Origin of the sequence: Veillonella tobetsuensis (assembly GCF_001078375.1) — a bacterium.
Lineage (GTDB): Bacteria > Bacillota > Negativicutes > Veillonellales > Veillonellaceae > Veillonella > Veillonella tobetsuensis.
This window is the reverse complement of record NZ_BBXI01000001.1, coordinates 33,620-47,824: the sequence shown is the minus strand read 5'-3', so window position 1 is coordinate 47,824 and position 14,205 is coordinate 33,620. Positions and strand designations below refer to the sequence as shown.

Sequence of the window (14,205 nt, the reverse complement as noted above, 5' to 3'; positions counted from 1 at the left end):
TCCCAGCATCTGTGAAAGTTTAACGTTTCAAATTATAAACCTAATTTTGCCATCATTGCAGCAATTTGAGCTTTCATTTGTTCATTTTCTGCTTTCAAATCAGATACTTCGCCTTTTAATCCGGCATTTTGAGCTTTCATAGCTGCCATTTCTTGTTGCATTGCATATGTAGAGCTGATAGGACCTTTGCGGTAACGATCTGCTACTGCAGCTTCGCTATCACGGTTACCAACTTTCCAAGTTACACCAGCGTTCGCCATCATATGGCTAGAACCGCCAGCCCAGGATACGCCACCATGGATTAATGTAGATTCATTTTTGTAATGAGCTACGCCAAGAGCCACGGCAGAGTTACCACGGTAGTTACCATAACCAGCCATGATTTGAGTTGGTTCTAATGGATCGTATTGGATAGGTTTCAACGCTGCAAGAGCTGCGCCTTGAGCACCTACACGACCGATTTCTTCACCAAGTTTATCAACTCGAGGATCTGCACCAGGAACACCAGTTACAGACAAGTCGTAAACTTTAGCACCATTAGCATCTGTAGATTCAGTAATACCTACAGAGTTATTAGAGGATTTAACCTTAGTCAATTGACCTACTGTTGCAGCATCAGATACATCTGAACCTTTCTTAAGATTAGTAATTTTGTTACCACCCATGTTAAGGTCGCCACCAGAGATTTGTACTGCAGGAGTATTAGTTGCACCACCAGGATTGCTGTTAAACGTAATGGAAGAACCACCGTTGGAGATCTTATTGATGCCAGCTAATTCATTAGCTAATTGAACTTTCAATTTACCACCATCGTTATTCACGCCGATGTTATTGTCAGTCAATTTAGTTTTATCTGCACCACCAACGATATCGATAGTTTGGTTCAATTTTTTGGAGATAACTTTAGTTTTATCTGTACCTTGAGCGTCATCACCAGCGTATTTTACGCCATCATCGTGAGTTGCTACTTCATGATCGTTACCATCTTTATCTTTGTATACGATACGAGTAATACCATCAGTACCATTTAAACCAGGTTGGCCTTCTTTAACAGTAATATCAGCCGTTGCATTTTTACCATCTTTACCAGCAGGGCCAGTTAAACCAATGTGACCGATACCGTCTTTACCGGAGATAGATACAGCATCTTTGCCGTCTTTACCGATAGAAACTTTACCGTCAACACCATTCGCACCATCTTTACCAGTAATGGATACACCGTCTTGACCATCAACGCCATCTTTACCAGGAACGCTAACAGATTCTAAACCTTTAAGGTTTTTATTAAGACCAATCTTAACAGTTGTATTGCCAGCTCCATCTTGCTCGATGTTAGTTCTGATATTATCAGTGTTGTATTTATCTGCAAAGTTTTCGGTAGTACCGAGAGCGCCTGTACCAGCAATAGTTACTTTAGAACCAAGTTTGTTAGTCTTAGGATCTCCGTTATTTGCATCGAATACAAGGCCTTTGTCAATAAGAGCATCAGATGTAGATTTGAGGTCAGTTACATTAACTGCACCATACTTAGCATTAGGATCACCTGCTGCTGTATTAATCTTATCTAAGAATGTAGTACCAGTTTTATCAGCGATGGAGGAACCAACGTTTTGTAACTTAGTAGGATCTGTAGAAGAGTTACCAGCACTGTTCATAGATGCAATCACTTGGTTTGCAGGAACTACTGTACCACTACCATCAATATTTGTAGTGAAAGTACCATCTGGTTGTTTGTAAACTTTAGTGCCATCTTCCTTAGTATATACAACAGGAGTTTGTGCATTATTTACAACACCTTGGTTATTGACAGTGATGTCATATTGGTGACCTTTAGTTGCATCATAAGTTGCAGATGTAGGGTCGTTTTTATCAACTACTTTGATGGAGCTATCAGAGGATGTAACAGTTGTAACATTATCTTTCAATTGTTTTACGTTTACTGCATCAGTATTAGCTGTGCCAGCTGCAACATTAGTAATTTTGTTACCACCATTATCAAGACCTTGGTTAGTCAACTTAACATCAGTTGTAGTTGTACCAGGAGTTGTAGGAGCTTTAATAGTAATGCCATCGTTATTTACAACAGTATCACCCATTGTTACAGAGCCATCTTTAGTGAGGTTAAGATCTTTGTTCATCTTAACAGTTAGAGTATTTCGACCATCCGCTTCAACTGCGATGTTACCGGCTGCAGATTTGAACTCTTGACCATTAGCTTCTAATTTACCAGCTGTATTTTCAGTAACGCCTTCACCTTGAACCTTCACAAGAGAATTCATTTCTTGTTTATTTTCTTTAGAAATATTGTTACCAGTGAAACGCAAGCCATCATCCATAGTTGCTACTTCACGTTTAATATCGTTGCCATCAGCATCTTTCAATGGGTTGCCATTAGCATCTTTTGGTACGTAAACAATACGTTGAGATTGATTACCATTATTTGCTTCTGGTTTCACAAGAGTTTGTTTACCATTTTCAGTAGAAATATCTACAGATTTGCCGTTTGTACCAGCAGGGCCTTGAGGACCTGTCAAACCGATTGTACCAACGCCATCTTTACCAGCGATAGAAACAGCATCTTTACCGTCTTTACCAGAGATACCAACTTTACCATCGATACCATTTGTACCAGGAATGCCAGGGGCACCAGTAGCACCTTGAGGACCAACGATAGTTACGCCATCTTTACCAGCAATACCATCTTTACCATTTACAACAACTTTGTCTAAGTTAGTAAGATCTTTGTCTAAGCTAAATGTATAAGTTTGAGTTTTGTTAGTAGCATCAATATCTTGTTTTACAGTCAAGTTTTTGCCTGCTGCAAAGTTAACAGTACCACCATTTTCAACAGCTGTTGCCGCTGCAGGAGTTGTAGCATCATTTGCTACTGTACCACCATTAGCAGTTGCATTAGCTTTGAAACCAAAGTTATTGCCACCTGCTGGAATGTTCAAGTCAGTGAAATCAAGAACTGCTTTAGGGCCAGTTACAGCTTTACCATTACCATCGTTGTAAGTCAATGTAATAGTCTTACTAGCTGCGTCGTATTTGTATACCATATCAGTGGAGCCAGCAGTTTTTACTACGCCACCTTTATCAGTATCAGTACCACCAGATGTAGGTGCAATGTGAAGTTCATTTGCTTTCAACGCATCAGCAGTAGTCTTAAGATCTCTTACGTTAACCGCTGCAAACGGAGTGTTAGTAGCTGCATTATCAAGCTTAGTTAAGAATGTATTACCAGTAGCTGTACCAGGTTTATCGATTGCAGAACCAACGTTATTAACAATGGAGTTACCACCAGTTCTGTTACCAGCTGCATCTTGGAAGGATACGATTACATCGCTTGCAGGTACATCGTTACCAGCTGAACCATCAAGGTTAGTTGTGAAAGTACCATCTGGACGTTTAACTACTTTAGTACCATCAGCTTTAGTGTAAACCGCTGGAATTACAGCGTTTACAGTGTAAGTTGTTTGACCAGTCTTAGTATCAGATGTAGATGTAACAGTTACGTTATCGCCTGCTTTTACGATAGAACCAAGTTTAGTGATATTTTTCTTACCAGTCTCAGTGATGTTAGAAAGATCAGAATTAGCTACGCCTTTGATCTTAGTCATAATAGGATTGTTAGCTGGATCTTTAACAAGATCACCATTACCATCAGTGTAGGTTAATGTTACTTCATCATCAGCTGCATTAGTATCGATAGTTTTATCGCCAACTGTATAGTTGCCTTGAGTGATATGTTTTTCATCAGCAAGGTTAGCTACTTTATTAGTCTTTGTTGCACCAGGTGTTGCACCAGGAGTAGTGTCTGGAGAAGTGATAGTAATGTGATCACCATCAGTCTTAATTGTATTACCACCAAGTTCAACACTATTCAAACCTGTAAGGTCTTTAGCTAATTGAACATTCAATGTTGCATTATTAGTAGTTGGGTCAATGCCAGATGTAACACCAATGTTGTTACCAGTAGCTAATTTATTTGTATCTGTAATACCACCTTTAACGTCAACTTGTTTGTTGAGTTTTACAGAGTTTACAGTACCCATATCGCCACCGAATTTCAAGCCATCGTCCATAGTTGCTACTTCACGTACAATGTTCTTGCCATTAGCATCTTGAATAGGGTTGCCACTAGCATCTTTTGGAACATATACGATACGTTCTGCTTTGTCAGTATCAGCACTATGAGCTGGATCACGGTTGATAAGAACTTGTTCACCTTTAGCAGATGTCATGGAGATGTTAGCACCATCACGGCCATTGATACCATCTTTACCATCTTGGCCTTTAGGACCAGTCATGCCGATAGAACCATCTTTACCGTTAAGAACTACGGAAGAGCCGTCTTTACCAGTGGCACCAACAGAACCATCTTTACCATTAGCACCATCTTTACCAGCTGTGATGTTATCGGATAAGGAGAATTCTACAGTAGCATTACCATTAGTAGTATCATTAGTTTGTTTTACTACTAAGTTTTTGCCAGACTGGAATTCTACACCTTTACCATCTGCAATATTTTGAGCGTTTGCATTATGGTTATCAGCAACAGCACCACCATCTGTAGTATTAGCAGAAGACTTAACATTCCAAGAGGATGCAGTTGTACCACCAGTATTCAAGTCGGAGAAGTCAATAACTGCTTTAGGACCAGCTACAGCTTTACCATTACCGTCATTGAATGTCAATTCAACTTGTTTAGTTGTTGCATTGTATTTGTATGCTTGAGCTGCTGCGCCTGGGTTAGTATTTCCAGATGCTACGCCACCTTTATCAGCGTCTTTACCACCAACTGTTGGAGCAATATGCAATTCAGAAGCTTTCAATGCTTCAGCAGTGTTATGAAGATCAGATACATTAACCGCTGCATTCTTAACATTAGAATTGTCATCAGCTGCTGCTTTCAATTTATCCAAGTATGTAGCAGTTTGACCTGCAGGCATTGTTGGAGTTTGATTTTTAATAGCAGAACCAACATTGTTAACGATCATGCCGCCATCTTTTGTTGTTTGACCAGCTGCTGCTTTAGGGTTTTCGAAAGATGTGATGATATCGCCAGTATATTCAGCTGTTTCACCAACTTTATGGAATTTACCGTCTTTATCTTTCGTTAATTTTTCACCATCTGGAGTTGTGTAAACTGCTGGAGTTACAGCATTTACAGTATAAACAGTATGGTTATCCGTTGCATCCACATCAGAAGTTACAACTACATTGTCACCAGCTTTAACTTCTGTACGATTTTGTTTCAATTGTTTAACGTTAACTGCATCAGTATTATTCGTACCTTCAGCAACATTAGTAATTTTGTTACCGCCATTATCAAGGCCAGTATTAGTCAATTTAACATCAGTTGTAGTTGTACCAGGAGTTGTAGGAGCCTTAATTGTAATGCCATCGTTATTAACTTTAGTACCACCAACAGTTAAGGAACCAGCATTAGTCAAATCAACATCTTTAGCCAATTGAACTTTCAATTTGCCGCCATCGTTATTAACACCGATGTTGTTATCAGTTAATGTACCGGTAGCACCACCAATGATATCTACTTGTTGGTTAAGTTGTTTAGCAATTACTTTATTAGCATTTGTTTGACCATCATCACCAGCAAATTTCAAGCCATCATCCATAGTTGCTACTTCACGTTTAATATCGTTACCATCAGCATCTTTCAATGGGTTGCCATTAGCATCTTTTGGTATGTAAACAATACGTTGAGATTGATTACCATTGTTTGCTTCTGGTTTAACAAGAGTTTGTTTGCCATTTTCAGTAGAAATGTCTACAGATTTGCCGTTTGTACCAGCAGGGCCTTGAGGACCTGTTAAGCCGATTGTACCAACGCCATCTTTACCAGCGATAGAAACAGCATCTTTTCCATCTTTACCAGAGATACCAACTTTACCATCGATACCATTTGTACCAGGAATGCCAGGGGCACCAGTAGCACCTTGAGGACCAACGATAGTTACGCCATCTTTACCAGCAATACCATCTTTACCATTAACAACAACTTTGTCCAAGTTAGTAAGATCTTTGTCTAAGCTGTATGTATATGTATGAGTTTTGTTAGTAGCATCAATCTCTTGTTTTACAGTCAAGTTTTTGCCTGCTGCATAGTTAATTGTGCCACCGTTTTCAACAGCTGTTGCTACTGCAGGAGTTGCAGTATCATTTGCTACTGTACCACCATTTGCGGTTGCATTTGCACTGAAAGTATAACCGCTTGTAATTTGGTTAGCCAAATCGGACAAGTCGATAACTGCTTTAGGACCAGTTACGGCTTTACCATTACCATCATTGAATGTTAACTCAACTTGTTTAGTGTTTGTATTATACTTATATGCTTGTGTAGCTGCGCCAGCTGCAGTAGCTGTTGCGCTTGGAGTTACTCCTACGCCACCTTTATCTGCATCCTTACCACCAGCAGTTGGAGCAATGTGCAATTCAGAAGCTTTCAATGCTTCAGCAGTGTTATGAAGGTCAGATACATTAACCGCTGCATTCTTAACATTAGAACCAGCATCAGCTGCTGCTTTCAATTTATCCAAGTATGTAGCAGTTTGACCTGCAGGCATTGTTGGAGTTTGGTTTTTAATAGCAGAACCAACATTGTTAACGATCATGCCGCCATCTTTTGTTGTTTGACCAGCTGCTGCTTTAGGGTTTTCAAAAGATGTGATGATATCGCCAGTATATTCAGCTGTTTCGCCAACTTTATGGAATTTACCATCTTTATCTTTCGTTAATTTTTCACCGTCTGGAGTTGTGTAAACTGCTGGAGTTACAGCGTTTACAGTGTAAATAGTGTGATTATCTGTTGCATCCGCAGCTGAAGTTACAACTACATTGTCACCAGCTTTTACTTCTGTACGGTTTTCTTTCAATTGTTTTACGTTAACTGCATCAGTATTATTCGTACCTTCAGCAACATTAGTAATTTTGTTACCACCATTATCTAAGCCAGTATTTGTCAACTTAACATCTGTAGTAGTAGGTGTTGTACCAGCCGCAGGTGTAGGAGCCTTAATTGTAATGCCATCGTTATTAACTTTAGTACCACCAACAGTTAAGGAACCAGCATTAGTCAAATCAACATCTTTAGCCAATTGAACTTTCAATTTGCCGCCATCGTTATTAACACCGATGTTATTATCAGTCAATGTACCGGTAGCACCACCAATGATATCTACTTGTTGGTTAAGTTGTTTAGCAATTACTTTATTAGCATTTGTTTGACCATCATCACCAGCAAATTTCAAGCCATCATCCATAGTTGCTACTTCACGTTTAATATCGTTACCATCAGCATCTTTCAATGGGTTGCCATTAGCATCTTTTGGTATGTAAACAATACGTTGAGATTGATTACCATTGTTTGCTTCTGGTTTAACAAGAGTTTGTTTGCCATTTTCAGTAGAAATGTCTACAGATTTGCCGTTTGTACCAGCAGGGCCTTGAGGACCTGTTAAGCCGATTGTACCAACGCCATCTTTACCAGCGATAGAAACAGCATCTTTTCCATCTTTACCAGAGATACCAACTTTACCATCGATACCATTTGTACCAGGAATGCCAGGGGCACCAGTAGCACCTTGAGGACCAACGATAGTTACGCCATCTTTACCAGCAATACCATCTTTACCATTAACAACAACTTTATCTAAGTTAGTTAAATCTTTATCTAAGGAATATGCAACAGATGTATTACCATTACCGTCATTAGTTTGTTTAACTGTTAAGTTTTTACCAGCTTGCATTGTTACAGATTTAGTATCAGCAATCGTTTGAGTCGTATCACCAGAGTGAGTACCTTCTGTAGCAGATGCTACACCAGATTTAAGATCCCAAGTAGATTTAGATACTGTACCAGTAGTTGCTACTTTCAAATCATATGTTACTTGACCTGTTGTAGAATTTTCATTAGATGTAACCGTTACAGATTTATCTGTGGATGTTACAACTGTACGCATACCTTTCAATTGGTTCAAGTTAACTGCGTCAGTGCCATCTGTGCCAGGCGCCAAGTTCACAATCTTATTGTTAGCTGTGCCATTACCCATGGACAAGTTGCCGCCAGAGATAGTTACAGCAGGAGTAGTTGCACCAGCTGGAACATCACTAATAGTGATAGAAGAACTGCCATTAGAGATGGAGTTGATACCTTTCAATGCTTTAGCTAAACCAACATTAATTGTAGTGTTGCCATCAGTTCCTTGTTCAATATTAGTTCTGATATTAGCTGTGTTGTATTCATCAGCATATGCTTTACCAGTAGATAAAGCACCAGTACCTTGAACTGTTACTTTAGAACCAAGTTTATTAGTTTGTTCGCCACCTTCGTTAGCATCAAAACGTAAACCTTTGTCAATTAAAGCATCAGATGTATTTTTAAGGTCAGATACGTTTACTACTGCATTTTTAACATTAGAGTTATTATCAGCTGCTGCTTTCAATTTGTCTAGGTATGTTGCACCAGTTTGATTTTTAATAGCAGAACCAACATTGTTAACGATCATGCCGCCATCTTTTGTTGTTTGGCCAGCTGCTGCTTTAGGGTTTTCAAAGGATGTAATGATATCGCCAGTATATTCAGCTGTTTCACCAACTTTATGGAATTTACCGTCTTTATCTTTCGTTAATTTTTCACCGTCTGGAGTTGTGTAAACTGCTGGAGTTACAGCGTTTACAGTGTAAATAGTGTGATTATCTGTTGCATCCGCAGCTGAAGTTACAACTACATTGTCACCAGCTTTTACTTCGGTACGATTTGCTTTTAATTGTTTTACGTTAACTGCATCAGTATTATTTTGACCTTCAGCAACATTAGTAATTGTATTACCGCCATTATCTAAGCCAGTATTAGTCAATTTAACATCAGTTGTAGTTGTACCAGGAGTTGTAGGAGCCTTAATTGTAATACCACCATTATTAACTGTAGTACCACCAACCTTTAAGGAACCAGTATTAGACAAATCAACGTCTTTGTTCAAATTGTACTTAACAACACCATCATTACCGATTTCTGCTGTTGTATTTGTACCATTTGTAAAGTCTAAACCTTTTTCTAATGTAACAGTTTTAGCACCATTGCCATTAGCTTTGTATGTCAACGGAATTTGTTTAGCTGCTTTATTACCATCGAATGTCACAGCATAAGATGTGTTGTGGTTAGTATCATCTTTAGTTGGTGTTACAGAGATAGGATTGTTTGAATCAGCTGTATAAGAACCATCAGCTTTTGTAGTACCACCATTATTTACTGTTACAGCTTCACGAGCTGCGTCTTTAACGGCATTACGGGATACGGATACTTCGTATTTAGCACCTACATCACCAGTATTTTTATTATCGGCTACAGAAATGTCAGCAATGTTTGTATCGTTTGTTGCAGCGGCCTTTTTAACTACGCTTTCAGTGGAAGTTGCACCGCCTGCTGCTGCATCAATTTCGAATACAGTTTTACCGCCTTCAGTTTTTTGATTTACAGTTACGGAAGAACCAGCTTTAGCTTTCACCAAGCCATTGTAATCAAATTTAACATTTACGTTAGCATCTTTACCGTTTGCATCGTTTTCGGATACAGTTGTAACACGGTTATTATCGCCTTTAATGTTTAATTGACCATTGTATGCAAGGAAATCTGCGGCAACTTTGTTTGTGCCGATTGTAGCTGTATTTGTATCAGCACCAACACGAACGCCAACGTTTTTCAATTGCGCTACGTTAACAGCATCAGTATCTTGGTTACCAGCTGCTACGTTGATGATTTGACGTTTTTGATTGTCATTACCAACGGAAACGGCACCAAGTTGAGCACCATCATCCCATTTATCGCCTGCTGCAGTAACCGTCGCTTCATATGAACGATTACGGACTTTTGTACCATCTACGTATTTAGTATTAAGACCGATACTTTTAGTGTCACTTGTTTTACGACTTACTTCAGAGCCAGAACCGAGTGCTACACCAGATGTTACATCAGTAACTTGAGCACCAGAACCAATTGCTAATGCGTCATACGCAGTTGTACCAGAAACTGTTGCACCAAAACCAATAGCTTGGGAACGAACATTACCAGTACCAGATACGTTAGCAGTCTGACCGATGGCAATACTTTCACGAGCTTTTACATAGGAACCTTGACCTACTACAACGCCATCGGAAGCATTAGCATAGGAGTCTTTACCAACAACTACAGAGTAATGTGCATTGCCTTCTGTTTTCGCACCTTTACCAATTACTACTGCTGCATTGGATTCATCACTTACAGATGCACTAGAACCAATAGCGATTTCATCACCAGACCCGTAAATATCATTAGCACCATCTGTACCAGCTGTACTATGAATTGTTTTTGTAGATGTATTAACACCGCCAACTATAGCTCCACCTGTACCAGAATAGGAATATGTAGAATTAGCTTTTTGAGCAGTTACATTAGATTTTAAACCCATAGCAATAGATCGTTCAGCTGCTGCAGTTGCTGCACCACCTTGAGCGATGGAGCGACTACCCGTAGCTTTTGCTTTGAAACCAACGGCTACAGAATAATCAGCTGCTTCAACGGTACCACCTGCTGAGGAATTCCCGATAGCAACTGCATAGTCACCAGTTGCATTGATACGAGAACCTAAACCAACAGCTCCTGTACCGGTAGATTTTACTTCACGACCAACGGCTACTGTATCAATATGTGTTGCTTCATTATCACGACCGATTGCGATTTGGGAATTTTCGTTCCCACGACCACCACCTGTTTGTGTACCTTTATTAGTAGAGTCAGCTAAATTATTTTTACCAATCGCAATGCCACCACCAGTACTAGCAGTATTACTAGTACCCATTGTGATCGTATCTTCTACTTTAGATGTATTAGTTTCACCAATGGCAATAGCACGATCACCAGATGCTTTATTTTGGTTACCAACAGCTACGGCACCAGCTACTTGTGTACCATCAATAGTATTACCTGTACCAACAGCAGTAGAATGATCGCCAGTTACTTTATTGTTATAACCAAAAGCACTCGAATGTTGACCAGTCGCTCTACTCCAACCACCAACAGTAGTAGAGTATTCACCAGCAGTCAAACCATAACCAGCACCAGTAGTTGTATTAGTTGTCTCATAGTTAGTACGAGTACCAATTGCAATAGCACCCTTATTAGTTGCTTGAGATAAATTACCAAGAGCGACAGAAGCGGCTCCACTAGCTACAGTATTACTACCAATCGCGGTAGCGGAACCACCAGTTGCTGTATTACTACTACCTAAAGCAGTTGAAGAATTGCCAGTTGCGGTATTATAGCCACCATATGCAACTGTACCCTCTTCGTTATTAGTTGTATTAGCGTAACCAACGACCGTAGAGTTCTTACCTACACTATTTTTTTGAGATGCAGGAATATTATCTGGTTGAATATTAACCGCACTATTCTTATACTCTGCACCCGCTTGTACAGGTGTACCCATTTGTGCAGCAACGCCTACCATAGCCAAACCAGCCAATACGCTAGCTAACACTTTTTTCTTACCACCATTGTTTTTCGCAACTTCAGATACTACTACGTAGCATTCTTTTGTTTTGCTCCAAACAACTTTAAAAATCTTATTCATAGAAACTATGAACCCCTTTCTTAGTTAGACACAATTACAATCAAAATGATTTCTTACAATTCGATGAGTCAGTATATATACATTAAACGCTGTCCGAAACTATCGATTTTACAGCGTTTCATTTTTTACTCATCTTGCGTCATATATAAGATAGCAGAAAAAAGGCTTTTTGTAAATAGCTTTCTTCATTTTTCACTCACTTATTTTCAATATTTTAATTTCATTTATATTAATTTTATATTTTTACATAAAAAACATACATTTTATGAGTATTTTTTTGTTCTTTATAATTGCTCTTTTTATAATTTTCGATATAGTACTAGTTTTTTCGATGAATGTATCAGTTTTACTTATAAATTATCCATTTATCGTTTTAATGACTTTCACAAATATCGATATAATAAAAATTCATATATTATCCATGTTTTCTAATTTTCAATTTACTTTGTTATATCGCCATTATTTCATTTTTTAAATTTCATAAAACTGTTTATTTCGGGAAAATACACAGGGAATTATTGGTACATAAAAACAGCAGACTATCGATACATTACATCGACTGTCTGCTGTTCCTATTCATAACTATATACAATTACTATATAATCTAAACTTTTAATTCATAATACTGTTTACTGTCTACTCACTGTCTATTTACTGTCTATTGCCAATATATTACCATAAACAGTTAAAGGTGTTACACTCTATGTAACAAAAGTATATAATCCCTTTTCTACCTATGCGTAAAAAATGTCTTTGTAGTATACTAAGTAAATAAAGAGGTTAGTACTAAGGGGACTTTCATATGAAAAATAAAAATACCGAATTAGATACACAAACAACTGAGCCGACTGTAGCACAACATATTGCACCACCAGCTCATGATATAGCCGAGGCGCAAGCGGGGATTGATGAGTTAAAAGATTCATATGATAATTTTCTCTATGTCTCTAAAGCCTTTCCAAATACGAATATTAACTCGCTCCTAGCGAAGGGCAAAATATATGGACTTAACCCAGCACCTCTTAAAGGGGCTCGCGTGTTAGAGCTAGGTTCATCTTGCGGTGGGAATATTATTCCCCAAGCGTTGTATTATCCAGAGGCGACTTTCACAGGCATCGACCTTTCATCGGTACAGGTACAGCATGGTAATGAGCTCATTCATTCGATGGGGCTTACGAATGTGACATTGCTAGAAAAGAATATTATGGATATCGATGACAATTTTGGTACCTTTGATTACATTTTGGTGCATGGCATTTGGTCTTGGGTACCAGATGTGGTAAAGGATAAAATCCTCTCCATTTGTAATCGTAATCTATCTGACCGCGGTATCGCCTATATATCCTATAATACGTATCCTGGTTGGAAACGTCTGGAACAGCTGCGCGACATCATGCTCTATTCGGAAAAGCATGTACCTCATGATTCCTTAAAGGATCGCACTGTATATACAAAGAATGTGTTAAAGCTCATCGCTGAAACGATGAAGATGGACGAGCGATCTCGTGTACAATCTGATTACAAAATCAACAATATCAATCGTGTAATCGAGTCAAATGACTATTATGTAGGGCACGAATATCTAGAAACCTTCAATGACCCTGTGTATGTATCACAGTTTGTGGAACGGGCCGAACGTTTAGGTTGCACCTATGTTGGTGACGAGTCGTTACAACGTTCCTTTATTACGTGGCTTGACGATGCGGTGGTAGAAAACATCAACGCTTTATCCCAAGGAAATCATGTAGATAAGGAACAGTATTACGACTATGTCTACGATACACAGTTCCGCATGGCTTTACTCACTAAACCGAGAAATGCGGACAGAATCATTCGCAACGAAACCGTTACGATAGACACATTAAATAAGCTCTATTTCTATACAGCCATCAATGAATTTAATGGAGCGCCACCAGAATGGACAAATCCCGTATTTATTTCTATTAAGGAATTGATGGACCTTAGAAAACCATTCAATGTACAGGATGTAGTGAATTATGTGAAAGAGCATCATCCTCATATCGAAATCGATATGGATGCTATATATAAACGATTGTTCCTATTGGCTATCGTGGGACAGGTTTACGTTCTTGGTGAAAGATACGAGCAATTGCCGTTTATAGAAAATGAAACATATATTCCAGAACGGTTTATTAAATACATAGAAACACTCACCGAAGGTGGGGGCCAACAATATATGACCGTAGGCAATATGTATAATCAAATCGATCAAACTGTAGACCATGGCCTCTTATTCGTCATGAGATTGCTTGAAAAACCAACTACTAAAGAAGCAATGATAGCTATTATGGACTCCAACTTAAAGGTAGAACATACCAATAGTGACGGAACTACATTCATCGTACCGAGCGAAGAATATTTAGAACAAAAATTACTACATATTGAAGGATTGGGATTTTTTAGAAAATAATTAGCCTATTCGGCATATAAAAATAGCAGCTACTAGCCCTTAAAGGGGGTTGGTAACTGCTATTTTTCATTACATATCTAGCTAGTATCAATGAATGTCCATATGCTATTTTAATACTATTTACTACTGTGGTAGCTTCAGTAAAAT

2 protein-coding genes are annotated in these 14,205 nt (G+C 38.6%); one reads left to right on the top strand and one right to left on the bottom strand.

The annotated features are described in order from the left end of the window. Nucleotides 1-32 precede the first annotated feature (32 nt). On the bottom strand, nucleotides 33-11,627 hold the full coding sequence (locus VEI_RS00095; protein ID WP_059360993.1) for an ESPR-type extended signal peptide-containing protein: 11,595 nt from the start codon (nucleotides 11,625-11,627) through the stop codon (nucleotides 33-35). A gap of 802 nt (nucleotides 11,628-12,429) precedes the next feature. Between VEI_RS00095 and VEI_RS00090 the strand changes: the two genes are divergently transcribed. Further along, the gene (locus VEI_RS00090; protein WP_059360991.1) at nucleotides 12,430-14,058 is read left to right on the top strand and encodes a class I SAM-dependent methyltransferase; all 1,629 of its coding nucleotides are present in this window, start codon (nucleotides 12,430-12,432) and stop codon (nucleotides 14,056-14,058) included. Nucleotides 14,059-14,205: the final 147 nt, after the last annotated feature.